General features: G+C 62.8%; 11 protein-coding genes. 8 read left to right on the top strand and 3 right to left on the bottom strand.

The window, feature by feature from the left end:
- Positions 1-239: 239 nt before the first annotated feature.
- From lpxI to BV071_RS07580, 3 genes are all read left to right on the top strand, one after another.
- A complete protein-coding gene (lpxI, locus tag BV071_RS07590; RefSeq protein WP_035604463.1) occupies positions 240-1,070 on the top strand; it encodes a UDP-2,3-diacylglucosamine diphosphatase LpxI in 831 nt (276 codons plus the stop codon).
- A 246-nt stretch (positions 1,071-1,316) separates the two neighbouring features.
- Positions 1,317-2,063, top strand: a complete 747-nt coding sequence (gene aqpZ / locus BV071_RS07585; protein ID WP_265594190.1) for an aquaporin Z — start codon at positions 1,317-1,319, stop codon at positions 2,061-2,063.
- A gap of 433 nt (positions 2,064-2,496) precedes the next feature.
- The gene (locus BV071_RS07580; RefSeq protein ID WP_265594189.1) at positions 2,497-11,316 is read left to right on the top strand and encodes a pre-peptidase C-terminal domain-containing protein; all 8,820 of its coding nucleotides are present in this window, start codon (positions 2,497-2,499) and stop codon (positions 11,314-11,316) included.
- A 52-nt stretch (positions 11,317-11,368) separates the two neighbouring features.
- On the opposite strand, the gene BV071_RS07575 is transcribed toward BV071_RS07580, so the two are convergent.
- The gene (locus BV071_RS07575) at positions 11,369-12,097 is read right to left on the bottom strand and encodes a hypothetical protein (RefSeq protein WP_035604457.1); all 729 of its coding nucleotides are present in this window, start codon (positions 12,095-12,097) and stop codon (positions 11,369-11,371) included.
- 372 nt (positions 12,098-12,469) lie between these two features.
- Between BV071_RS07575 and BV071_RS07570 the strand changes: the two genes are divergently transcribed.
- From BV071_RS07570 to BV071_RS07550, 5 genes are all read left to right on the top strand, one after another.
- The gene (locus BV071_RS07570; protein WP_081885856.1) at positions 12,470-14,626 is read left to right on the top strand and encodes a GAF domain-containing protein; all 2,157 of its coding nucleotides are present in this window, start codon (positions 12,470-12,472) and stop codon (positions 14,624-14,626) included.
- A 55-nt stretch (positions 14,627-14,681) separates the two neighbouring features.
- Positions 14,682-16,049, top strand: coding sequence for an asparagine--tRNA ligase (gene asnS, locus BV071_RS07565; protein ID WP_035604452.1), 1,368 nt, complete (start codon positions 14,682-14,684; stop codon positions 16,047-16,049).
- A gap of 324 nt (positions 16,050-16,373) precedes the next feature.
- A complete protein-coding gene (locus tag BV071_RS07560; RefSeq protein ID WP_035604450.1) occupies positions 16,374-19,832 on the top strand; it encodes a hypothetical protein in 3,459 nt (1,152 codons plus the stop codon).
- Between the two features lie 12 nt (positions 19,833-19,844).
- Positions 19,845-20,516 (top strand): hypothetical protein, encoded by a 672-nt coding sequence (locus tag BV071_RS07555; protein WP_035604448.1) that lies wholly within the window; start codon positions 19,845-19,847, stop codon positions 20,514-20,516.
- Positions 20,517-20,630: 114 nt separating this feature from the next.
- Positions 20,631-21,914: a Gfo/Idh/MocA family oxidoreductase gene (locus tag BV071_RS07550; RefSeq protein WP_035604446.1), complete on the top strand. Its 1,284-nt coding sequence runs from the start codon at positions 20,631-20,633 to the stop codon at positions 21,912-21,914.
- Between the two features lie 248 nt (positions 21,915-22,162).
- Here the strand turns inward: BV071_RS07550 and BV071_RS07545 are convergent, their stop codons facing one another.
- Positions 22,163-22,756 carry a hypothetical protein gene (locus tag BV071_RS07545; protein WP_035604444.1) on the bottom strand — a complete coding sequence of 198 codons (594 nt, stop codon included), beginning with the start codon at positions 22,754-22,756 and terminating at the stop codon, positions 22,163-22,165.
- A 236-nt stretch (positions 22,757-22,992) separates the two neighbouring features.
- Positions 22,993-26,043: a hypothetical protein gene (locus tag BV071_RS07540; RefSeq protein ID WP_035604436.1), complete on the bottom strand. Its 3,051-nt coding sequence runs from the start codon at positions 26,041-26,043 to the stop codon at positions 22,993-22,995.
- Positions 26,044-26,094: the final 51 nt, after the last annotated feature.

Raw genomic sequence — 26,094 nt, 5'->3', positions numbered from 1 at the left:
AACCAATCAGATTGGCTGGCCCGGCTTGAAAGTCAGGATTTGAGCAGGAGAAGGACAAGGAGAGAGAAACCTTTGATGGCGGATCGACGGTATCTCTCGTCGAGGGCACAGGATTTCCCATGTTATAGCCGTTTTTGCGCTAGCCGGGTCCCACGGTGCCCGCAAGGATTCCCCAACGGCGAGGCAGGGCGGCAGAAGAATCCGGCTCCGGCCCTCCGGAATCGATTGAGAGGCAAGGCATGGCGGAACAACGGACCATCGGAATCATCGCGGGCAACGGCGTTTACCCGGAGACCTTTGCCCGTGCTGCACGCTCGAAGTGTCCCGATGTGAAACTCGTCGCCGCCGCCTTCGAGGGCGAGACCTCGCCGGATTTCCTCGAGCTCGTCGATGCCTCTGCCTGGTTCCGCGTCGGCCAGCTCGGCAAGATGATCAAATTCTTCAAGGCCCAGAAGGCCTCGGAGGCGATCATGGTCGGCCAGATCGCGCCGAAGAATCTCTTCGATCTCCGTCCCGATCTCCGCACCCTCATGCTCCTTGCCCGTCTCAAGGAGCGCAACGCCGAGTCGCTTTTCGGCGGCATCGCCGATGAACTGGGCAAGGACGACATCCGCCTGCTACCCGCCACGACTTTCCTCGAAGATCTGTTGCCCAATCCCGGCACCGTCTGCGGTCCGCCGATGAAGAAGCGCCAGATCGAGGACGCCGAATTCGGCTTCCGCATCGCCAAGGAGACCAGTCGCCTCGACATTGGCCAGACCGTTGTCGTCCGCCACGGCACCGTCCTCGCCGTCGAAGCCTTCGAAGGTACGAACTCCTGCATCAAGCGCGGGGGCGAGCTCGGCAAGGGCAAGGACGTCATGCTCGTCAAGGTCTCCAAGCCCGATCAGGACTTCCGTTTTGACGTCCCTGTCATCGGCCCTCACACCATTCAGGCCTGTGTTGACGCCGGTGTGAAGGCCATCGCCGTTGAGGCCCGCAAGACCCTGCTGTTAGAGCGTGATCAGATCTTCAAGCTCTGCCAAGAGCACGCCGTCAGTATCCACGCGCTCGAGGAGAAAGGCGCCTGACGGCGCGCATCGGGAATGGGTTGCGTGGGGCCTGCCGCTTTCAGGCAGGCTGCCTTACCGTCGTGAAGCAATTTGCAATCCCCCGGGCCCGGCTTGGCCGGAAGACAAGCCTCTATCAGACGCCTCTCTGCCGTGACGATTTCCTAACGGGAGTCCTCCCCGATTCTCCTTGTCCGCATTTTTTTGGGATGTTATTGCCCCCAATGGTGGCGAGACTTGCAAGGCCGGGGGATTCCCCGGGTCGGAATGTCTCCGCCGCCGTTGCTGCCCTCCCTCACAAAATCAACACAAGAAGACATCATGAAAGCATATGCTGCGGAGTTTTTTGGGACCCTATGGCTGGTCTTGGGCGGTTGTGGAAGCGCGATACTTGCCTGCGCTTATCCTGATCACGGGATCGGGTTTGTGGGCGTGTCGCTGGCCTTCGGTCTAACGGTGCTGACCATGGCCTACGCCATCGGCCACATCTCCGGCTGCCACCTGAATCCCGCTGTCTCGGTTGGCCTCTGCTTGGGCGGGCGCTTTCCGGCGTCGAAGCTCGGGCCCTACATTGGCGCTCAAGTTGTCGGCGGTATCGCCGGTGCCGGGATCCTTTACCTGATCGCCTCCGGTAAGGCAGGCTTCGATGTCACCGCAGGCTTCGCCTCGAATGGCTACGATGCCCATTCTCCGGACAAATATTCGATGATGTCCTGCTTCGTCACCGAGGTGGTGATGACCATGATGTTCCTGCTGATCATCCTCGGCGCTACCGACAAGCGCGCACCCCAGGGCTTCGCTCCCATTGCCATCGGCTTGGGCCTGACGCTGATCCACCTGATCAGCATTCCGGTCACGAATACCTCGGTGAATCCCGCCCGCAGCACCGCAGTGGCTGTTTTCGCCGGCGGCTGGACGCTCCAGCAACTCTGGCTCTTCTGGGTCGCCCCGATCGTTGGCGGTGCCCTTGGTGCTATTGTTTACAACTTCCTGGGCTCCGCGGAGAAGAAGTAGCCCGTCCAAGGAGAACGAATAAAAAGCCCCGGACCGGCAGTGAATGCCGGCCGGGGCTTTTCATTGTAACCTGGGTTGGCAAGACGGTCCGGTGGATCAAAGGGGGACGGCGAGAGCCGGATGCGAAGAGCGGTCAAGCGGGTTTCGCTGGGCTTCACCTAAAGTAGTAGGCGCTTCTCCGATCGATGCGGCGGGTCACTCTAACAAGTACAGAGTTGGTCCATCGGTTAGATCCGCAAAAGCGAGCAGTGGCGTTACCACTTTGGGTGGTATCAGGCACAGATTGGTGGCCTTTGGAGGATCTTGGGAACTATTTCGCCAAGAAATCCGCACCCTGTCCGACATGCGAGGTGAAAGCAGAACCCGGCGGAACCCAAAGACGCCGGTTCACCTAACAAGTCGGGCCGCGGCCCGTCCCGTCTCCTCCTGATTTATGAAACGCCTAGTCTCCTCCTTGTTCGCCTTGCCGCTATGCCTGCATGCGGCGAGCGATCTAACCGTTTCGACCGCCGCTTCGAGCGGGGGTGCGTTCAGCGGCACGAATCCGAAGATCTTCTCGCCTACAAATGCGAGCGCCAACGTGATGGTGAACACCATCCAGACCGAGCTGAACCTCGGCAATGGCGTGATCCTCAATACTAGCAGCGGTTTCGGTCCGCTGGGTGACCTCACGGTGAACGCCAACATCACGAAGACTGCGGGAGCTTCCAGCAGCTTGGTGCTGAATGCGGTTAACGATCTCAGCATCGGTGGCGTCATCAGTGCTTCCGGTGGGCCCTTGCCGCTCACATTAAACGCCGGGCGCAACATCAGTAACACGCAGGGGATCACCACCAACAATGGCGCAGTGTTGCTCAGTCCCGCCAATGAGTTTGTTCTCGGTGCGAGCATCAATGCCGGGACCGCCACGATCAATCTGCAGAGCGGATTGCTGCGCTCCACCACTTCGCAAACACTCACCACCTCGGCATTCACGGTTTCTCCCGGGGCGAGCCTGCGGATGACTGGCAATGTGTCCGGCGTCCTGAGCGTGGCGGGGAGCGTCTCGCCCGCGGCGGGAATCAACACTGGTTCGCTGCAAGTGAACGGCGCCTTCACGCTCCAAGCGGGATCTACGACGAATATCGAAATTGGCGGCACCTCGGCGGGCAGTAGCTACGACAAGATCACCGCCACCGGCGCGGTGACGGTCACGGGCACGCTGAACGTGGATCTGGTGAACAACTTCCACGACACGATCGCCACCAGCAACAGCTTCACCATCCTTCAGGGCGGCAGCCTCAGCGGTACCTTCAGCGGTCTGCCGAATGGTTCGCGCTACACGCTGCCGAATGACCGCGGCTCCTTCCGCGTGAACTACACCGCTACCGCGGTGGTGCTGGATGACTGGCAGCCCCTTGTCACGATCCTGGTGTGGGATCCGGGCATGGCAGAGGCCGGGACAAATATTGTCTCGAATACGAACACCCGCGCGGGCCGCCACTTCTTCAAGGTGACCAGCCAGAGCTCGGACATCGGCGGCTGGCGCACGCGCCTGACGGTCAGCTCCGGCGAGGCGGCGCTCTACTTCTCGAAGACCGCTTTGCCTACCACTACGAGCAGCACCTTCAGTTCCGCCCAAGTGGGCTCGGATGGTCTGGTGCTGCGCGATGATCAATTCGCAGCGAACGAAGAGTGGAATCTGATGGTCTTCGCCAGCGAAGGCGCGCAGTGGAGCATCGTCAGCGGCAAGCCCTACGTGCATGAACTCGGCACGCTCCCCTTCACAGATGCGAATTCGAACGGCCAGTATGACCTCGGTGAGGCAGTGACGCCGCAGAATGCGCCCGCCACGCCGATGCCGCCGGAAGGCATCCGCTTCTACAAGTCCTCCATTCCCCTCGGCACGCCGGCCTGGAGCCTGTGGCTCGGCGGCAGCATCCGTGAGATCGCTCTGCGCTCGAACAAGCTGCCTTTCACGAACTCGAGCTCGAACTACACCCGCAAACAAGCCGGGCAGATGCTACTGGTGCCGCCGGTTCTCGGTGCCGGGACCAGCTCTTGGTTCGCCAGCGTGGCCGCGCCGATGGGAGAAACCATCGGCCTCGACTCGCGGATCCAAGAGGTCAGCAACTTGGCCTACAATGGCACGGTCAACAATGTGGCCGTGAGCGGTGCTCCCTACCGCGTCTATCGCGTGCAGGTGCCGGTGGACCAGATCGCCTGGGACATCAACGCGACCGCGGTGGCCGGCAATCCCGACATCGCGGTGCGTAAGGGCAGCGTGCCCGCGGAGTTTGACAACGAAGCCTTCTCCAACGCTCCCGGCAGTGCCACCGAGGGCATCACCCTGGTGCCGAACTACCTGACCGACGGCACCTGGTACATCACCGTGTGGGGCACGGCGCCCTACACCTTCAGCTTGAAGAATGGCGATCCGGTGATCACCCCGCTGTCCTTCACCGACAACAAGGTCAATGACCAGCACACTCGCTCCGGCTGGCGCTTCTACGCGCTGACCGATGTGCCTTCCCAAGTGGGCGCGCTCGGCTGGGAACTCCAGCTCGCCAACCAAGTGCCCGGCACCCAGCTCGCCGTGCGCCGTAACAAGGTCCCCGGGCGCTGGCAAAAGCGCACGGACGGCGGCACCAGCGTCACGGATACCAACAACACCTACATGGATGATGCCAGCACTACCGGCTTCATCCAGCGTGTGAACCATCAGGCAGACGTCTGGTATGTCGGTGTCTTCACCCCGCAGCAGCCGCTGGGTGCCTTCAGCCTGAACGTCAGCCCGATCAATCCGCCCGCCGTCGCGCCCGAGGCAAGTACGGCAGTCACCGTGGATCCACTGAAGTGGCGCTACTACCGCGTCGATATTCCCGCCGACCTGCAGGCCTGGGACTTGCGCTTGGCAAACGTGACGGGTGGCAACTGTGCCCTGGTTGTGCGCCGCGACCAGTTGCCCAATGGCACCAGCACCAGCAATGGGGCGGGCAGCGGCTGGGGACCAACCGGCGACACCGCTTGGCCGAGTGGCTACCAGTGGGCCGGCAGCGTTGACTGGAGCGGTCGCAACTTCGACCAGCCCGCCGCGCCGCGCCGCGACATGAATGACCGCATCATAGCGGCACAGGGACGTCCGCTGGTCGCGGGAGCCTACTACATCGGCATCTACAACGACGGCAATGATCCGATCAACGGCACCACCAACCAGCCGGCGAGCTTGACTCTGGAAAGCCGCGGCATCGGTGCCGGCCGGATCATCCCGGTGAACAACCTCGCCTTCACTCCGGGTGCCACTGCTAACATCTCCAGCCTCGCGCCGCGCGAAGCGGCTTACTATAAGGTCACCATTCCCGCGAACACGCCGAGCTGGGAATTCAGCCTCGCTCCTTCCGCGGGTGAGGTGATGCTGGCCGCACGCCGCGACTTCATCCCTGACCTGTTCGCGTCCACCAGCGGCAGCATCCAGGATACCGGGGCTCGTGAGACGAAGATCCAGCGCAGCGGTGGCGAGCGCTACCTGCTGCTGCCTGACAACAACCAGAACGCCATCGCCGCGGGTGACTACTACCTCGGAGTCATCAGCGAGGGCCAGAATCCACCGGCGAGCAATGTGGTCGGCACCGGCACCAGCAGTGCGATCTTCACCAATCTCGGCCCAGTGGCAGTGCAGGATCTCGGCGCCGCAAATGCCGCCGGCATCACCCAGGCGGTGAGCCTGGCAGGAGCACAAGTGAAGGCTTATCAGTTCACGGTGCCCGTCGGCACGGCGAGTCTCGAAGTGCGCCTCGACAACCGCGTGGGCAATCCGCAGATGACCCTAATCTCCGGCAACCGCATTCCGCAGCCGGACAGCAGCGCCTACGACTACGGTGTCGGTGGCGGCCAGACCTCGGTGCCCGCCGGCAGCATTGGGCGGACGACCGACGATGACTTGATCAACATCGCGAACCCACCCGCAGGCATCTATACGGTCACCGTCCGTGCGGATGAAGTTTCTCCCAACTGGCCGAATGCCAGCGCGAACCTGGCGATCGTCGCGAATGCGCCGATGCCGCTGGCCTTCAATGCCGGCACCTCGGCTGTGAGCGGTCAGGCCGCCACCGCCTGGCGCTACTTCCAGGTGACCGTGCCGGATGGCGTGATGGGCTGGGACCTGCGCCTCGCGAACATCACCAGCGGCAACCCGCAGATGGTCGTGCGCCGCGATCAGCTTCCGGCGACCCTCGGCACGACTAACGGAGCCAGCAGCGGTTGGGGACCTTCGGGTGACAACGTGTGGCCGAGCGGTTATCAATGGGCTGGCGGCAGCGATTGGACCGGCCGGATTTATGATAGCACCACCTCCCCGCGCCGCGCTGCCGGCGACCGCTTGGTGGCCGCGATGAACCGGCCGCTGGTTCCCGGTACCTACTTCGTGGGGGTCTATAACCAAGGCACCGACCCGATCACGGGCAGCGCGAATACCGCGGCGAACTACAGCATTGAGAGCCGTGGCATAGGCGCGGGCCAAGCGATTGCGATCGCCGAAGTGCCCTTCAACACGGGTGCGAGCTTCACCGCCACCGATCTGCTGCCGCGCGAGGCTGCCTACTTCAAGATCACGGTCCCGGCGAATACTCCGCGCTGGGACTTCACCCTGAATAACAGCGTCGGCGAATCGATGATCGCGGTGCGCCGCTCGGCGATTCCGGACTTCAATGCTGCCGTGGGCGGCAACCTGCAGGACGACAGCAACCGGCAGATGGAGATGCAGCGCACCGGAGCGGAGCGCTACTCGCTGCTACCGCTGAACAACCAGGACTTCATCGCGGCGGGGGACTACTACGTCGCTGTCATTGGTGAGGGCGTGAATCCTCCATCCAGCACGGTGGTGGGCAGCGGCACCAGCAGCACCACCTTCAATCACCTCGGCTCGCCCGCGGTGCAGGACCTCGGTGCCGTGAGCCTCTCGGGCATCAGCGAGCCGGTGAGCCTGCTGGGTGCGCAGATGAAGGCTTATCGCTTCACCGTCCCTGCGGGCACGGCGAGCCTCGAGGTCCGCTTGGATAATCGCACGGGGAATCCGATCATGGCCTTCATGTCTGGCACCCGCGTGCCGCAGCCGGATTCCGCAGCCTTCGATTATGGCACCGGCGGCGGCCAGACGAGCACCATCAGCGGTGGACTCGCTCGCCAGGCTGACGACGATCTAGTGAACGTCGCGAATCCGCCGGCGGGTGTTTACACCCTTACGGTTCGTGCGGATGAAGTGAGCGGCTATCCGGATGCTACGGCGAATCTCGTAGTCATCGCCCACGCCCCGGAGAACGTGCCCTTGGGCGGCGGCACCGTCAGCGTGAGCAACCAGGCCTCGACCGCGTGGAAGTATTTCCAAGTGATCATCCCTGCTGGTGCGGCGGGCTGGGACCTGCGCTTGAAGAGCATCACGGGTGGCAATCCCAGCATGACCGTGCGGCGCGATCTGCTGCCCGCCAGTTCGGGCACGCACAATGGCGGGGGCAGCGGCTGGTCGCCCTCGGCCTCGACCACTTGGCCGACAGGCTACCAGATCGGCGCGGGCAAGGATTGGACCGGCCGCACCTATGACACGACGGTCTCGAATCGTCGCGGCGTGGATGACCGCCTCGTGCTGGCGATGGGCCGCCCGCTGGAGCCGGGGACCTACTACATCGGCGTCTACAATGACGGCAGCGATCCGATCAATGGCACCACCGGCCAGCCTTGTTCCTATACCATCGAGAGCCGCTTCATCGGCAACGGCCAGACAATCCCGGTCGACACCCTGGGCTTCGCCGCCGGCAGCACGGCGCCGATCAGCAACCTGGTGCCGCGCGAGGCGAATTACTTCAAGGTCACGGTGCCGGATAATACCCCGAGCTGGGAGTTCACCTTCGCGCCGACTTCCGGCGAGACGATGCTGGCCGCGCGCCGCGGCTTCATCCCCGACTTCAGCGTGGGCACGGCCGGTGACATGCAGGACGACAACGGCCGCGAGACCAAGGTCCAGAAGGCCGGAGCCGAGCGCTATGTGCTGCTGCCGCCGAACAACCAGGACAAGATTATCGCCGGCGACTACTACATCGCCGTGGTCGCCGAAGGGGTGAACCCGCCGACCAGCGATGTGATCGGCACGGGCACTTGCAATGGCACCTTGGCAAGCAATGGCCCGATCGCGGTCCCCAGTCTTGGCACCGCCAGCCTGAATCCACTGACGAGCGCGGTGAGCCTCGCTGGGGCACAGGTGAAAGCCTACCAGTTCACAGTCCCGGATGGCATCGTCAGCTTGGAAGTTCAGCTCAACAACCGTACCGGCAATCCACGCATGGCGCTGATTTCCGGCAGCCGCTTGCCCTATCCGGATGGCTCCTCAAGCGACTTCGCCACCAGTGGAGGCCAGTCTTCCACGCCCACCGGCGGAATCGCGCGGGTGCTGGCGGACAACCTGATCACCGTGCCGAATCCACCCGCGGGCACCTACAGCCTGACGCTCCGTGCGGACGATCTCTCCAGCGTCTATCCGGATGCCACCGCGGATCTGGTGATCGTGGCCAAGCCGCGGACGGTGATGAATTTCGCCGCCAGCCAGAATGGCAATGGCTTCTCCAATAGCGACACCAAGCAGCTCGCCGACGGGCAGAAGCAATTCTACGAAGTGGCGATCCCTGCCTCGCTCTCGAACCAGCCGGTGCTCGGCTGGCTGCTGAAGCTGAACCACGCGCAGGGCGATACCACCCTGCGGATCTACAAACAGTGGGGAAATCCCGGATCGGGCATCAGCATCACTGGAAATACGGCACTCCTCGTGCCTCCCTTCCTCACCTTCAACGAGACCTGGTTCATCGAGGTGACGGCCAGCGGCCTGACCCAATACACACTGAGCAGCCAGCCGGTGACCCTGGAGCGCCCGGCGTGGCAGATGCCCGGGGGCCACAACTTCACATTCGGCGACAGCGGCAATGACAGCGCCGGCAACCCGCTGCCGGGCGACCGTGGCGTGGATATCGGCCAGGATGACTGGCACTTCTACGCCATTGAGGTGCCGCAGGGAAATGCCGGCCTGCTGCGCACCGAACTCAAGGCGATCAGCGGCAATCCGAACCTCTACATCCGTGAGGACGGCGTGCCGACCACCGACCACAACACCACGGGATCGACCGGCGACTCGCTGGTGCACCGCAAGATGGAGGACAGCGGCTCCGAGTATGGCAACTGGGTTCCCTTTGACGGGCGCACCGAGCGCCAGCTCCGCCCGGGCCGCTGGGTGCTGGGCGTGAAAGCCGCGAGCGGCAGCAATGCCCGCTACCGCCTGATCGCTTCCACCGGCCAGGTCACCGATCTGGACATCGCCAGCGCCAGCGTGGCGAATCAGACCCTGGTGGGCCGCGACTGGCGCTACTACCGCTTCACCGTCCCGGGCGATGCCCCTGCGACCTGGAACCTCGGCTTCACCCAGCAAGTGGGCGATGTGGTGATGTGGGTGCGCGATACCGTGCCCTCCGGGCAGAACAACGGCACTAGCACCAGCTCGATCGAGTCCTGGTCCGCGGACCTCAAGAACCAGGGACCCTACGACAGCGCGGGCCACGATGCCCCGGCGGTGTATTCCTTCAACACACCGCCGCTGCGTCCCGGCCATACCTACTACGCGGGCTTCCGCGCGAATAGCGATGCCACCTTCAGCCTGGCCAGCAGCACCACGGGAGCTGCCCCGCTCGCCACGCCGGTGAGCTTCTACAATGGGGTGATCGATACCAGCGTGCCGGCGGGTGCGAGCCTGCTCTACAAGATCGTGGCACCGGCGGATGGCACGCGCCTGAAGTGGACCGCCACGCATACCGCCACGGTGCAACTCCGCGTGGAGCAGGGGACCCTGCCGGGCCTGAGCGGCAATCAGCACGCGCTCACCAGCGGCGCCAATAGCAGCCTGAACCAGGCGCTCAGCCCGAGTGGCTGGCCATGGCAACCGGGGCAGACCTACTACCTGCGGATTGTGAACAGCGGCGCGGCCCCGGCCAATGTGCTGGTGACCATCGATGGCAAGAACGCGGGCACCGAGGATGAGGACGGTGACGGCCTGCTCGACGCCTGGGAGCGGCAGTATTTCAACAACAGCCTCGCTCAAACCGCCACTGGCGATCCGGACGGCGACGGCGTGACGAATCTGGTCGAACAGACTGACGGCACGATCCCGAACGACATCAACTCCGCGAAGTACTTCCTGGCGGTGAATGCCAACTTCGGCAGCGTGAGCAAGTCACCGGAGCTGCCGAAGTATGACCGCGGCACCAATGTCACCCTGACCGCCACGCCGAATGCGGGGCTGGTCTTCACCGGCTGGACTGGCAACGCGACTGGCACGGTGAACCCGCTGCAATTCGCGATCACGGCAAACCGGAGCATCACCGCGAATTTCGGTGTGAGCTTGCCGGTCGCGTTGGACAGCAGCCTGGCCTTCAATACCGGCGGCGATGGCATCTGGATGGGCCAGGTGGTCACCAGCATGGATGGCGTGGATGCGGCGCAGAGCGCACCTATCACCCACGGCCAGCAGAGTTGGATGGAGACCACCGTAAATGGCCCCGGCGAGATCAGCTTCGGGTGGAAGGTCTCCTCGCAAGTTGGAGACTACCTGGAGTTCTACATCGATGGCGTGCTGAAGGCCGGACGAATCAGCGGCAATGTCGACTGGGTGCTGAAGTCCTATGCGGTCGACCCCGGCGCACACGTCCTGCGCTGGCGCTATGTGAAGGATGGCAGCGGCAGCAGCGGCTCCGATGCGGCCTGGGTGGATGCGGTAAATTGGATGCCGGTGGCAGGCTACAGCCAGTGGCTCTCCGATCACTTCAGCGAGCAGGAACTCGGCAACCCGGTGATCGTTGGCGAAGATGCGGATCCCGATCGCGATGGCATCGCGAATCTCATCGAGTATGCCTTTGGCAGCGATCCGACTGAGGGTGCCGCGGATATGGCCCTCTCGCGCGTGAACCCGGAAGTGGTGGCGGTAAATGGCAAGAACCTGCTGCGTCTGCGCTTCACCCTGCCGGAGTTCATACCCGCGGACGTCCTCTATGAGGTCGAGGTCTCGAATGACTTGGTCAACTGGACCGTGATCTCCAACCAGAAGGGCGGTGCCGCATGGGATGGTAATGCCAGCACCAGCGTGGGCAATGCGGTCAACGGTCGCCGCGAGCATCTCATCACCGATGACGCCACCTTGCCACCGACGCTCAAGCGCTTCGGGCGGGTGCGGGTGAGCTTGCAGTAAGCGAAATCGGAGGCGGCCCAGTCCCATCGGATACGGGGCCGCCTCCAGGCACTCAAGCCCTCCTGCGACGGAGGAGGCCCAGTGCGCCTACCAGACCCAGCATCGCGGCGGAAGGTTCCGGGACAAAGATGGGTGAAAATGAGTCGATGCCCATGAGGGTCCTGTCTTCGGTCACAGTGCCAATGCCTTCGGGATCGTAGGAGAGGAACGCTATATTGATCGTGTCCGCAGTAGCCGTGAAGGTGACAGTCCGCTCTTCCCAGATCAGGGGCTTGCCGGGAGCGTTCCAAGCCACGGTGGTAGTGCTTGGTGCAGTCGTCGCAATCAACGTGCCATTGGCGAATACCTTCCAGCTGCCGCTATCGTCCTGTGCACCGCTGTATCCCACCACGGCCTGAAAGAAGCTGAAGGAATAGGTCTCGCCAACGGTGAAGCCGCTGAGCGTCTGCTGGATTCCTTGCTGGTAGATGCCGCCTGCAATGTTGCCGTAGATTCCGGCAGCAAAGGTACTTCCTGACTGAGGAGTCCCAAAGTATCCATTGGCTACATTGAAACCGGTAGGCCCCAAGAGGATCGGTTGGGATCCGTCCGCAGTGGTGGCTTGGGAATAAGGGGTCCCGTTGGGTATTCCGAGCCAACTGGTCGGAGCGTTGCCGTAGCCGGGGGTGCCGTCGAGGCCGGGGTTCGCGAAGGTGATCGCAGCACCGGCCGGAAGGCAGGCCGCGAGAATGGCAGCCGAGGCAATCGCCGCGGACCGATAGACACGAGGAGTAGTGTTCATGTAAGGGTGGGTGTATTGGCTTGCATCTCCTGAGATAAACTAACAATAGATAGAATGTCTCATGAAGTGGTGAGAAGCAGACGCGTTTACGCGGCTCAAACGAGCGATTCAACAAAAGAAACCGTAAATTCGCGAATGTCCGATTATGGACGAAGACTGATTTTATCTGGCCGTTTTTGAGGTGATTAGATACGCGACCGTTTGAATGACATGTGTTTAAAATTCACAACTTGGTGAGAATGAATGCAGCCCTGCGAAACCTCGGGTTTCGTCCCTTCCCGACTCGGGCGGGGGGGCGTGATCACTTGAACCGTATCCTGTCCATTTCCTTCTTCCTCTTGCGCGCCCGGACCCCCTTGGCTAAACCACTCCATGCGCAATCTCCCCCGCGATCTCGCCCTCCGAATGGTGAGCGGCGACAGCATTGAGGCGGTCGCGGCGGAGTTGCTGAATGCTGCGATGCAGGTCGTGGCGGCGGATGCCGGGACAGTGCAGGTCTTGGATGAACAGCGCGAAAAGCTGTCGATCGTCGTGCACCGCGGTTTGAGCGCGGGGATCATCTCCAAATTCGTCCATCTGGAGCGGGACTCGCAGACTTCTTGTAGTATCGCCCTCGCTACAGGTGAGCGCGTGATCATGGACTTCGATGACCCGCTTGCTTCCGATCCGGATGGCTCGCGGGCCGCTCATTTGCAAGAGGGGCTGCGCTCGGCGCTATCGACGCCCTTGATCAATCGCAGCGGCCGGGTCATCGGCGTTTATACGATTCATTGGCGTGAGCACCCGCGCCTGGATGAACAGCAACTCGGCTTTCTTGATTTGCTCGCGCGGCAGGCGGCGGAAATCCTCGCCCACCGGCTGGCGGAGAAGGCCTTGCGTGAAAGCGAAGCCCGGTTGGAGCAGGAAGTGGCGGATGCCCGGGAACTCCAGGAGATCAGTCGCAGCTTGATGGAAGAGGGCGAGGGCAAGGTGCTTTATCAGGTGCTGCTCAATGCCGCGGTAAGGCTCGCGCGTGCGGACTTCGGCAGCTTGCAGATGCTATGCCAGGAGGATGAGAAGCTGGAGCTGCTGGCAACCGTCGGCTTCGACGCGGCTGCGGTGGCGGCATGGACGCTGGTGGATGCGGATGCCTGTGCCGCCGGGGCGAGGGCGCTCGCCAGTGAGCGGCGCTACAGTGCGCCGGACATCCACGCTTGCGGCCTCATGCGCGACACGAGCACGGCGGACTTCTATGCAGCGGTGGGCATCCATGCGGTACAGTACACACCGCTGGTATCGCGGCGGGGCAAAATCGTGGGCCTGCTTGCCACTCACTGGAAGGAGGCCCGCGAAGCCTCGGAGCGGGAGTTGCTGCTGTTAGATGTGGTGGCGCGGCAGGCGGCGGACTTGATCGAGCGCCAGCGGGGCGAAGCGGAGCTGAAAAAGTCAGAGGTCGATTACCAGACCTTGTTCAATTCCATCGATGAAGGCTTTTGCATCATCGAGGTGATTTTCGACGAAGACGGCCTGGCGGTGGACTACCGCTTTCTGAGGGTGAATCCCGCTTTCGAACGCCAGACCGGGCTACACGATGCGGTTGGCAAGACGATGCGGGAATTCGCCCCGGAGCATGAGGAGCATTGGTTTGAAATCTATGGCCGGGTGGCGGTGAGTGGGGAGGCGGTCCGCTTTGAGCGGCCGGCGAGCAAGCTGGGCGACCGCTGGTTTGATTTCTTCGCCTTCCGCGTCGGCGGGCCCGCGGAGCGGCAGGTGGCGGTGGTGTTCACCGACGTCACCGCAAGGAAGAAGTCAATTGAGCAACTCCAACAGGCCCATGACAGCCTAGAGGAGCGGGTCGAGCAGCGGACCGCGGAGTTGAGCGCCCAGAGGGACCAGCTCCGTCAACTGGCTTCCGAGCTGACGCGCAGCGAACAACGCGAGCGCACGCGCATGGCCGAGCTGCTGCATGATCACGTGCAGCAATTGTTGGTCTCCGCCAAGATGCGCTGCGAAGGCATGCGACGAAGCGGCGACGAGCAGCTGAAGGAGGACGTGAGCGCGGTCGCGGGTTTGCTGGGGGAATGTCTGGTGAGCTTGCGCTCGCTGACGGTGGAGCTTTCACCGCCGGTGCTGAGCGAGAGCCTCGCTTCCGCGCTCGATTGGCTGGGTGGGGTGTGGATGAAGGACAAGCATGAATTGCAGGTGAAGCTCGTGCTCGATTGGAAGGTCGATGCGGAGAACCACGACATCCGCAGCCTGGTCTTCTCCGCCGTGCGTGAGTTGCTCTTCAATGTGGTGAAGCACTCGGGTGTGAAGGTTGCGACGGTCGTTTTGGCCGCGGAGGATGCGGTCAATCTGCGGGTCATCGTCAAGGACGGCGGGAAAGGCTTCGACTCGGCGAGTATCTTGACCGGCAGGCAGGCAGGCACGGGCATGGGGCTATTCACGATCCGCGAGCGGATCGGGATGCTGGGTGGAAAGCTGGAGATCCGGAGTTCTCCGGGGGAGGGGGTAGAGGCGGTGATTGTAGTGCCGCGCAGGGAGGATTGATTCGCAGGCTCCGGGCTGGGCTTGCGCGGCCCCGGGCCGCTGTCTAGACCATGTCATGCGCAGCCTGATCCGCGATCTTCTCGCTTCCTCCGCCCCCGCCGATTCCGTCCACGCCGCCGGCTGGGTGCGGACGCGGCGCGACTCGAAGGCCTTCTCTTTCCTGGAGCTCAATGACGGCTCGACGATGGGGAACTTGCAGGTGATCGCGGATGCCGGGATTCCCGGGTCGGAGGATTTGGCCAGGATGAGCACGGGGGCCTCGGTGGCGGTGGAGGGCAAGCTGGTGGCCTCGCAGGGCGGTGGCCAGGCTTGGGAAATGCAGGCGACCTCGGTGCGCCTGTTAGGCGAAGCGCCGGATGACTTCCCCTTGCAGAAAAAGGGACACTCGCCGGAGTTCCTGCGCAGCATCGCGCACCTGCGGCCGCGCACGAATCTCTACGGCGCGATGTTCCGCGTGCGCAGCCGCATGAGCCACGCGGTGCACCGCTTCTTCGCGGAGCGCAGCTTCTACTACATCCACACGCCGATCATCACCGCCAGCGACTGCGAAGGGGCAGGGGAGATGTTCCGCGTGACTACCCTCGATCCACTGGCGGGCAAGGCCAAGTCCTACGAAGAGGACTTCTTCGGCAAGGCCTCGCACCTGACCGTATCCGGCCAGCTTGAGGGTGAGCTCTTTGCCACGGCACTGGGAAATATCTACACCTTCGGCCCGACCTTCCGTGCGGAGAATTCCAATACCTCGCGCCACGCCGCGGAGTTCTGGATGATCGAGCCGGAGATGGCCTTCTGCGATTTGCAGGGCGACATGGACCTGGCCGAGGCGATGGTGAAGTATCTTGTTAGAGAAGCGCTTGAGCACCAGGACGGCGATCTCAGCATCTTCGAGAAGTTCGTGGACAAGGGCCTGCGCGAGCGCCTGGAATTCGTGGCGAATAGTCTCTTCGAGCGGGTGTCTTATACCGAAGCGGTGGAGATCCTCCTGAAGTCGGGCAAGAGCTTCGAGTATCCAGTCGAGTATGGCCTGAATCTCCAGAGCGAGCACGAGCGCTGGCTAACCGAAGAGCACTTCAAGAAGCCGACCACGGTCTACAACTACCCGAAAGAGATTAAGCCCTTCTACATGCGCCTGAACGATGACGACAAAACCGTCACCGCGATGGATTTGCTGGTCCCGGGCATCGGCGAGATCGTCGGCGGTAGCCAGCGTGAGGAGCGGCTCGACGTGCTCTTGGCCAACATGGCGCGGCACGGCCTGAGCACGGAGGATTACTCTTGGTATATCGATACGCGGAAGTATGGCACTGTCCCGCATGCGGGTTTCGGCATGGGTTTCGAGCGCATGTTGATGTTCGTGACCGGGATGCAAAATATCCGCGACGTGATCCCCTTCGCGCGGACGCCGGGGCACTGCGAATTCTGAGCACCTTCCCTTTCGAAGGCGGGAGGCGCTTCACAAGAGGACCCGCGCGAGGCCTGACTCCCCGCTTTTGGGGCGTCTTAGGGTGTTTTCTGGCCATTTTCCCCACCCCATCGGGTGGGGTCGGAACCCCTTGTCATACAAAAAATCGTCGGTTTTCGGAAAAAGGATTTGTCAGACAGATTCCGGAGGATGTATTTACATCTAAACCCGATCGTTTGCTGTCTGATGAAAAACCTTTGTTCGCCGACCCGCGTCCAAGTCTTTCGCCTTCGTTTCCTCCCCCTTCGTAAGAATGGATTCGCCCTGGTCATTTCCCTATCCTTGATGGTCTTGCTGACTATCCTGGCGGTGGGGCTCTTAACCTTATCCACCGTCTCACTATCCACTTCAGGGCGGGAATCGAATCTCGCCGAGGCGCGGGCCAATGCCCGGATGGCCTTGGCGATGGCGATTGCCCAGCTCCAGAAGCAGACTGGCCCGGATCAGCGGATTACTACCACCGCGGACCAGTTGGCCTCAGGCAGCAAGGGCGATGAATCCGCCGCGACTGCCGAGCGTCGTCACTGGACCGGGGTTTACAATTCCTGGGATTCGACCGCGACGACCCGGCCCGGCCCCTCGTTCCGCTCCTGGCTGGTCTCGGGCAATTTTGACGACGTGAAGCAAGTCGACGCCGCCAAGAGCAGCAGCGACAAGGATGTCATTCATCTCGTTGCTGAAGGCACCTTGGGCAAGGATGCCGGCACCGAAGGTCGCGTCGACGCTCCCGCGATGCGGATCCGCCAAAGCGGCAGCACCAGCGGTGATGACAAGGGCAGCCCCCGGATCGCTTGGTGGACCGGTGACCAGGGCGTCAAGGCGGCCCTGTCCACGCCCACCGTGTCCACCGATACTTCGCTGGCCGCCACGCGCGCCGGTCTGCAGACCGCGCCCCGCAATGCGGTGGAACTCGCCAAAGCGGGCACCGAGTATCCCTTCGATGATCTGAAAGGGGACAACCCCAACATGCCGAAGGTGACCGACTGGCAGCAGGCCGGGTTTGTGGCGAATTCCCCGAAGGCCCCGCAAAAGCTCTTCCACGATCTCGCCTCTTCGTCGACCGGCTTGCTCACCAACGTGCGCTCGGGCGGCTTCCGCAAGGATCTTTCCATGCAACTGGAGCGCCCCTCGGCAACCGCGAATGCCACCTTGAACGTCTCGCGGACGCCGGCGCTCTACAAGGTCGGTAGCGGCAGCAATGTCGAGAACGGCATCAACCTTCTCGAGCTCTGGTCCTACTACAATCTCTACAAGGAGCTGAAGACCACCGGCAGCGCGAAGTACACCACCGGTGGCGGCAACATCCCTTCCGGCGCTCCGTATTTGATGGTCGATTCGTCGGCGACGGCTTGCCAGAGCGACGACGAATTCTACTTCAAGCAGCCAACCATCATCAGCTACCAGATGGTCTTGTCGCTCGGCAGCCAGACCGTCAACGGCGCGACCACCCTGACCGTGGTCGCCGATCCGATCATCACGATGTGGAATCCGCTCGATGTGCCGGTGGCCATCCCGACGAGCGCCTACATGTCGATCAAGTACTGGCAGATCCCGTACGACATCATGGTGAAGTTGGACGGCGGCTCCTGGCTGCGCTGTCCCTTGATCCAGTCGCTCTCCAGTTCCGACGGCAACTTCGTGTCGCTCTTGGCGGGGAACCAGCAACAGCTCGTCTTCAAGCCGGGCGAGGTCATCAAGATTTCGCAGAACGGCGGCATGAACACGATGGGTGCCCTGACCACCGATAACCACAAGTTGATCGGCAGCGCGGGCTTCAACCTCGGCAACGGGATCGTTTACCAGTTGAAGACCGATGCGGGCACGCCCGTCACGATCAGCGCCAATAGCAAGATTGCCTATGAGGTGCGGCCGAACGGTTACACCGCCGGCCAATCCTCCACCGGCCAAGTGCCGCCCGGCTACGCCACTCACAGCCGCCACTTCTCGGTGACCCACCACGAGGTCTACGTGGGCGATGACCGCGGCAGCAACAGCCTGGGCTATGGTGGCATGTTCATCGACTGGGACTTCGGCAACAAGCGCTTGAAGTATGGCGAAGACCGCGGCCAGACCGCACCCGGTGTCAACGGCACCAAGATCACGGGTCGTTTCTTTGCCAAGGACAAGCCCACGGTCTTCAAGTCGGTCCTCGAGAAGGACGGCCGGACGCTTACGGGCGGGCAATTGGCTGGCTCCGCCGGCAAGGCCCCGATCGTGATCTTCTCCTACAATGCCAAGACCGAGCAAGGCACCGATCCCGCGATGCGGACGCGCTTCCTGAGCCGTCTCAATCCCAAGGCCGACTTCGTCGACTTCTTCGACCTGTCACAGGAGGAACTCGACGCGTGGCCCTATGAATACACGGTTGATTCCCTGACCAGTTGGAAGAACCGCAGCCTGGAGACCGCAGGCGCCGGCAATGGATTCTTCGGCGGCGGAATGAATGCCCAGCTCGGCAAGAGCTACGTGATCACTCACTCGATCCCGCGTGAACCGATCGTTTCTCTCGCGGCGCTCCAGCACTCCTTCGCCAATGGCTTTGAGATGATCCGGCCGAAGTATGGCTACGCGATCCTGAACTCGCGCGAGCCCCTGCTGCCACAGATCTCGCATGCGATCGGAAACTCCCTCGCTCCGCCGATGATTCCCGCTAACAAGACCGACGGCGCAATGAGCGGCGGTGGCCGCCTGCTGGCCGATCATTCCTACCTCGCCAACCAAGCCTTGTGGGATACCTGGTTCTTCTCCGGGATCACGCCGCAGACGCTCAAGACCTACAGCAAGCAGCGCGCGCAGAAGGTGGTCGCCGAGGAATTCCTCAATGGCAGCGGCAAGCTGCCCGTGACCCGCTACCTGCCCGATACCTCGGGAGTGGATGTCCAGAAGACCCTGGCCCAGCTCTTCTCCGGCGCGAACCCGACCGACCTCGGCACCACGCTGACCGCCAGTATGATCCGGGTGGATGGCCTCTTCAACGTCAACTCAACCTCGATCGAGGCCTGGAAGACCCTGCTCGGCAGCGTGAAGGGCCGCTCGGTGGTAGTCCACAGCGCCGCTGGTGCCGACTCGGTGGTCGGTGGCAATGACAAGGACACTCCCGTCGCCGGCTTGCTGACGCCGCAAAACACCCTCGCGAAGAGCGGCACCACGGACGTCATGAATGATGCCCAGTGGATCGGCCGCCGGACCCTGAGCGATGACGAGATCGACCAGCTCGCCCGTGCCATCGTCAAGCAAGTCCGCCTGCGCGGTCCTTTCCTCAGCCTTGCCGACTTCATCAACCGCCGGCCCGGCAACGACAAGGATCTGGCCCGTGCGGGTGCCATCCAGGCCGCGCTCGACTCCAAGGATGTGAAGATCAACGACGGCTTCAACGACGGTGACCGTGCCGTCGCCACCAATGTCGCCGGCCGCTTCAAGTTCCCCGAAGCCGAGCAAGGCGCAGCCGGCTACGGCATGCCGGGGATCGTCAAGCAAGGCGACATCCTCACCCCGATCGCGCCGGTGCTCGCGGCCCGCTCGGACAGTTTCATCGTCCGCGCCTATGGCGAATCGGTGGACAAGGACGGCAAGATCCTCGCCCGCGCTTGGTGCGAGGCGGTTGTGGAACGCGGCAAGGACTTTGTCGACAGCCAGGACAAGCCGGAGGTGGCGATCGCGAGCCTGCAAAGCGAGTCGAACAAGAATTTCGGCCGCCGCTACAAAGTTGCCGCATTCCGGTGGCTACATCCGGATGAAGTCTGATAGCTTCCCGCCATGATGCGATTCGCTCTGATCTTACTAGTCGCCTGTTCCTCGATCCTGCACGGCCAGGAAGCTGATAACAAAGGTCTGAAGGTGCGCTTCCTCGCGGAGCGCGTACCGAAGGAAATCGGCGAGGTGATGATGGCGTCGGGTGAAGACAAGGTCTCGGCGGCCTTCACCCTCCCGACCAACAACGTCTCCGAACCGCAAGTGGCTCTTGGACGCCAGTTCAAGGTCGTCACCGCGGACAAGAAGTTGCCTATCGCCGCGGTTACCCTGCCGGACGCCGGCAAGGCCTTCATTGTGCTGCTGTTGCCGGACCCGAAGGGTGGCTACAAGCCTGAGGTGCTGCGTTCCGACGATCCGGCCTTCCGGCGCGGGGACAATTACTTCTACAATCACTGCGACAAGACCGTGCTCGGCTTCGTCGGCACCGCGAAATTCATCCTCGCACCGGGCAAGGGCCAGATCCTGCGGCCAGAAGGCGCAAAGGAAGGCCGTTTCTACGACGTCGGCTTCGGCGTGCGCGAAAAGGACGGCGATAAGCCGCTGAGTTCCGCCCGCTGGCCGGTGGAGCCGAATACCCGCTCTTACATCTTCTTCTTCAACAACTCCCAGACCAAGCGCGTGGATTTCCGCGCGGTGGATGAATTCGTGGAGCCGGAGAAGGCAGGGAATCCCTGAGGCAGGCAGGCCGGGCGGATCCCGGCGGATTTGGCCGGTCCCCGCCGGGGGCCGGTGAAAACCCGGTGTCACATCTCGCAAGAACGCGACATAGCTTTCGTAGTTCCTTGCGCCATGACTGTACCCAGCTCCGACCGCCGCTCCTTCCTGAAAGCCGGCACGATTGCCGCCGCTGCTTCCGCTCTACCCTCCGTGCTGCATGCCCAGGCCGGTGGCAGTGATGAAATCAAGATCGCCCTGATCGGCTGTGGTGGCCGGGGCAGCGGGGCTGCCGCCCAATCGCTGGCCGTGCCGGGCACCCGCCTGATCGCGATGGCGGATGCCTTCGGCGACAATCTCGACATCGCCCACGATCAGCTCAAGGCCCAGTTCGGCGAGCGGGTGGATGTGCCGAAGGAGCGCCGCTTCACCGGCTTCGAGGCCTATAAGCAGGCGATCGATGCGGCCCAAGTGGTGCTGCTGTGCACGCCGCCGGGCTTCCGCCCCGCGCACTTCGAGTATGCGGTCCAGCAGGGGAAGCACATCTTCATGGAGAAGCCGGTGGCGGTCGATGGCCCGGGCATCCGCCGGGTGATCGAGGCCGCGAAGATCGCCGATCAGAAGAAGCTGAAGGTCGTCTGCGGCCTCCAGCGCCGCTACCAGAAGAGCTACCTCGAAACGCTCAAGCAGATCGAGGGGGGAATGATCGGCGACCACGTGTCCTCGCAGGTCTACTGGGTCAGCGGCGGCGTCTGGGTCCGCGACCGCAAGCCGGGCATGACCGAGATGGAATACCAGATGCGTAACTGGTACTACTTCAACTGGATCTGCGGCGACCACATCACCGAGCAGCACGTCCACAATCTGGATGTCGGCAATTGGTTCAAGAAGGACCATCCGGTGAAGGCCGTGGGCATGGGCGGCCGCACCAAGCGCGTGGGCAAGGAGTATGGCGAGATCTACGACCACTTTTACGTCGAGTACAGTTATGCCGACGGGACGGTGATGAACGCGCAGGCACGCCATTGGAACGATGTCTGGTCGCGGGTGAGCGAGACCTTCGCCGGCACCGCGGGCACCGCCTATCCGGGCATGATCAAGGACCGCAAGGGCAAGGTCATCTGGCGCTTCAACGGCCAGGACAACAACCCCTACGACACCGAGCACGTAGTGCTCTACGATCACATCCGCAGCGACACTCCGATCAACAACGCCTACTACACCGCAGAGAGCACGCTCACTTCGATCCTCGGTCGCATGGCCTGTTACAGCGGCGGAGAGGTGACCTGGGACCAAGCCCTTAACTCGACCCTGGACACGATGCCGAAGCGCCTCGCCTGGGATGCCGACCCGGGCCCGAAGCCAGGATCGGACGGCATGTATCCCTGCCCGATCCCGGGCGTGGGCACCGTGGTCTAAGCCCGCCACCGGGAGCGCCGGGCTCCAGCCCGGCTTGGACAGAAGGGAAGCCACGGGTCGTGCCCTCTCTTCCCCGCGACCTTCAAAGCCCCCCCGGGAGCGCCGGGCTCTAGCCCGGCTTGGACAGAAGGGAAGCCACCGGCCACGCCCTCTCTTCCCCTCGACCTTCAAAGCGAGGCGGAGGCCTCGCGGTCCCAGGGGGCGGTCACCGGATGGGACGCGCAAGATCTGGGGCTACCCATCACCGCCTACGGTTCCTTCTTGGTACCGGCTCCTTCCTTGCCCGGAGAAGTATCTCTTTCCTCACTGCCCGGAGTCTTCGTGCCAGGATGACAAAAGCACATCACGGCAATCCATCCACCAACGATGATAAGGGGAAGTGCCCACGATGTAATACGGCCCCATTCGCCTGCGCGAGGCGACGGCCTAAACGGAGGATGGGGACTGCTTCCGTTTTCAATCGTCGGATCTAGCTTCGATTTGAAGTATTTATCTTGGAACTTCTTAAACCAAGAATCTGTGGAGCTTGCCGGGTCATTCTCCGGCTCTTCCTTCACGTATTTTTGGTACCACCTTTTCAACGCCGTTCTCGCCTGCTGAGCTGCAGCTACCCCTAGAAGTGTCGCCAGCGCCACCAAGGTGCCGACCCCCGGCACGAGCCACCGGAAGAAACGGGGATCCATGGCGACGCTGGAATTGAGCTGCCCAAAGCTGACTCCGGTAAAAAGGAAAGCCTCAAAGGCGAGGAACCAGTTCAGACGCGCACTTTCAAGGGAGTGCTCATGTTCCATTCGCTTTAGAGCCAGCTCATATGCGGCGCGTTTTTCCTCGTCGGTTCTCATTTCAAGGGGAGTTGAGTCCCCTCTAACACACCGGGCTTCTCCCCATCAATCCTATCTGTTCGAATCTTTACTCCGGTTTGCCTGATAGTTGGTAGCCGCAGCTGTGGCTCCAATCACGGCAGGCCCAATCGCGGCCATCGTGGCGTGCCCGGGTGCCGGCAGAAGCACACGCCAGTCAGCGGGAGGCCGATGGAGTGCTTGCGTCGTCATCGTCCCGCCGCGGCGCTTCGCCCTCCTCACTTCGTCACCTCAACAATCGCGAAGCGCCGGGTGTGGATCGCGGGGTTGATCGATTGCCGGGCGATCACGCGCTTCCAGCCTTCCTGCGGCAGGGGATACTGCGACACCGGCCCCGTCATCGCCACGAAGCTGCCGGGGGCCAGTGAGGCCGACCACTTCGGGGTGTAGGTCAGCATCACGTTGCTGTAGTGGGCGATGTATTCGACCTGCAACCAGGTCTGGCCGAACTCCTCGACCACCGAGCAACGCGGCAATCCGGAAGATCCCCCGGGTTCGAGCATGCGGTGATCGGGCTTGGAGGCATCCATGTTGAAGGCGAACTTGAGCAGGTTCGCCACGCCATCATCGTGCGGGGTTGCATCGTCCGCAGCATCATCGCCTTGCAGGCCGGCGGCGCTGGTGAAGCTGCTGTATGCGGCCTCGGTGAAGGTGGTGATGCGGCCTTTTAGGTTCAGGGAGAAGTCGGGAGAACTGCTGCTGTTGCTGGTGATCTTCAGCAGCCCGGTGCGGTCGCCGAGCTGGGTGCTCTGAAGCTTCACGGTGGCGGTGATGCTGGCTCCGGGATCGAGGACCACGGGCCCCAAGTAGTTTACCGAGAAAGGGCCTGATTCCTGATGCATCGCCACATTCGGCAGCACCAGTGGCGCTTGCCCGGCATTACGGATCTTTACCGGGATCTCCAGCGCGGTGTTGGTGGCCACCGGCCCGAAGTCAAGGACGCTGCCGCTGGCCAGCGGCGTGCCATCCAGGCGTTCGACGGCTGCGGTGGTGGTCGGGAAGCCGGTGGTCTGCGAGCCGACGATGATTTTGCCAGCGTCGGGGACGGAGCAATAGAAGACGCCATTCACGTCGTCCGGGATCACCCGCGGCAGCACCGAGGTCTGGCCGTCACCGCGCACGAAGCCGGAAGGATGGTGGTGCACCTGTCCTGTTAGAGCACTGCTGCCGCTACCCAGCGTGAAGCTGTCCCAGAAGTAGTGCCAGTTCGTGACGCCCACCACATAGTTGCCGTTCGAGAGCGGCACCGGCAATTCGTCGCCGATGTCATCTCCGCTGCGGGTGCCGATCAAACTGTTGTCGGCGCTGATCTCGCCGCTGAGGCCGCTTGCCGCGCTGCCCCAGGTGAGGGCACCCAAGGCGTCACCCCAGCGGCGGCTGGAGACCACATAGTTGCCGTTGGACAGGATGACTGCGCCGTTCTCTCCAACTTCATCCTGCTGGGTGGAACCGACGAGGCTGTTAGACGGAGTGATCTCGCCGCTCACGCCCGTGGTTCCGCTGCCCCAGGTGGCCGCACCCACATCGACGGTGCCATTGCGGTCCCACTTGCTGGAGATCACCAGATAGTTCCCGCCCGCGAGCGGGCGCACCGTGCCTCTCCGGCCGATCGAGTCCGCCGCAGTGCTGCCTACCAGGCTGTTGGATGCGCTGACCACACCGATCACCGGACCCGAGCCATTGCACCAGGTGACGGCCCCGGCTTCGTTCACACCGCCATTGCGGAAGTATTCGCTCGCGACCACGAAGTTGCCGTTGCTGAGCGCGACGACATCCGATGCGCCGACCAAGTCACCCGTGTTGGTGCCGACCAAGCTGTTGGCAGCGTTGACGCTGCCAATCAAGCCGGTGTTGCCATTGCCCCAGGTAACCGCGCCGACATTCTGGACCGGGCCGTTGTCGAAGCCGCCGGAGGTGACCACATAGTGGCCGTTGGCGAGGGCGGTGATGCGCGACCCTGCGCCGTCACCCGTTAAGGTGCCGGTGAAGCTGTTGGAGAGGCTGACCACGCCCTTCACTCCGCTGCTGCCGTCGCCCCAGGTGGCGGCTCCTCCGCTGAAGGTCCAATAGACGCTGCCGACGACATAGTTGCCGTTGGTCAAGGCTATGGCACCGGGATTCCCGACATAGTCGCCGGGCTTGTTGCCGACGAGGCTGTTGGAGGCGGCGACCGCGCCCTTCACCCCGGTATCACCATCGCCCCAGGTGGCGGCACCGGCGTTCTCATTGCTGCCGTTGTCCCACTCCGGGCTGTTGACCACGTAGTTGCCATTGGTCAGGACCGTGATGCCTTGGGAAGAGACCCGGTCATTCACCCGGGTCCCCATCAGGCTATTGCTGGTGGAGACCGCGCCCTTCACGCCCGCGGTGGCGCTGCCCCAGGTGGCGGCTCCGGCTGTGGCTACATTCTGCCGCCAGCACTCCGGGCTCGAGACCACATAGTTGCCATTGCTCAGGATCGTGATCCCGCCGTTGCCCACCACGCTGCCATTGGCTCCGACCAAGCTGTTAGACGCGGCGACCACACCCTTCACGCCGCTGCTGCCATTGCCCCAGGTTACCGCTCCGGAGGAGGAATCGCTGCCGTTGGCCCAAGAGGAGCTCACGACCACATAATTGCCGCCGGGCAGGGCGACCACATCGCCGCCCACCGCATCGCCGGCGGAATCTCCGATCAGGCTGTTCGCGACGCTGATCGTGCCACTCACGCCGCTGGTGGCGCTGCCCCAGGTGGCGGCTCCGGCGTCGGCGACCGCTCCGTTGTTCCAGCTCGTGCTGGAGACCACGTAGTTGCCGTTGGCCAGCACCTTCACGGAATGGATCGCGCCTACCAAGTCATCGGTGGAAGATCCCACCAAGCTATTGGCCGCACTGATCGCGCCCGAAATCCCGGTGCCGCCATGGACCCAAGTTACCGCGCCGGCATTCTGGATCGCGCCATTGTCCCAAGTCGGGCTGAGCACCACGAAGTTGCCATTGGGCAAGGCCACGACTCCATTCGAGCCGATGCTGTCGTTGGTCGAGCTGCCGGTCAGAGTGCTGATCAGGTCCGCCGTGGCTCCATTGAAGAGATAGACCGCGCCTGCATTCTGGCCGCCGGCATTGTCGCCCGGGGCGGTGACCACCACGTTGCCATTCGCCAGTGGCACGACGTGTGCCCCGAATTGGTTGGTGGGGGAGGGATTCGGATCCGTGAATCCGGAATGCGTCACCGCCGCGCGGAGCGCCAGCGGAGTCATGAACAAGATAAGCAGAGGAGTCGGCTTCATTCGGGCGTGAGGAGTTGTGCGCTCGGGCGCGAGACCCTCAGGGTCTAGCCG

The sequence above is a fragment of the Haloferula sp. BvORR071 genome (genome assembly GCF_000739615.1).
Classification (GTDB): Bacteria; Verrucomicrobiota; Verrucomicrobiia; order Verrucomicrobiales; family Akkermansiaceae; genus Haloferula.
The sequence above is the reverse complement of the archived record's forward strand: the minus strand, read 5'-3'. Positions and strand labels throughout refer to the sequence as shown.

Coding starts and splice junctions, on each gene's coding strand:
- lpxI (WP_035604463.1), top strand. CDS start 240: ATGGCGGAACAACGGACCATCGGAATCATCGCGGGCAACGGCGTTTAC.
- aqpZ (WP_265594190.1), top strand. CDS start 1,317: ATGTCTCCGCCGCCGTTGCTGCCCTCCCTCACAAAATCAACACAAGAA.
- BV071_RS07580 (WP_265594189.1), top strand. CDS start 2,497: ATGAAACGCCTAGTCTCCTCCTTGTTCGCCTTGCCGCTATGCCTGCAT.
- BV071_RS07575 (WP_035604457.1), bottom strand. CDS start 12,097: ATGAACACTACTCCTCGTGTCTATCGGTCCGCGGCGATTGCCTCGGCT.
- BV071_RS07570 (WP_081885856.1), top strand. CDS start 12,470: ATGCGCAATCTCCCCCGCGATCTCGCCCTCCGAATGGTGAGCGGCGAC.
- asnS (WP_035604452.1), top strand. CDS start 14,682: ATGCGCAGCCTGATCCGCGATCTTCTCGCTTCCTCCGCCCCCGCCGAT.
- BV071_RS07560 (WP_035604450.1), top strand. CDS start 16,374: ATGGTCTTGCTGACTATCCTGGCGGTGGGGCTCTTAACCTTATCCACC.
- BV071_RS07555 (WP_035604448.1), top strand. CDS start 19,845: ATGATGCGATTCGCTCTGATCTTACTAGTCGCCTGTTCCTCGATCCTG.
- BV071_RS07550 (WP_035604446.1), top strand. CDS start 20,631: ATGACTGTACCCAGCTCCGACCGCCGCTCCTTCCTGAAAGCCGGCACG.
- BV071_RS07545 (WP_035604444.1), bottom strand. CDS start 22,756: ATGAGAACCGACGAGGAAAAACGCGCCGCATATGAGCTGGCTCTAAAG.
- BV071_RS07540 (WP_035604436.1), bottom strand. CDS start 26,043: ATGAAGCCGACTCCTCTGCTTATCTTGTTCATGACTCCGCTGGCGCTC.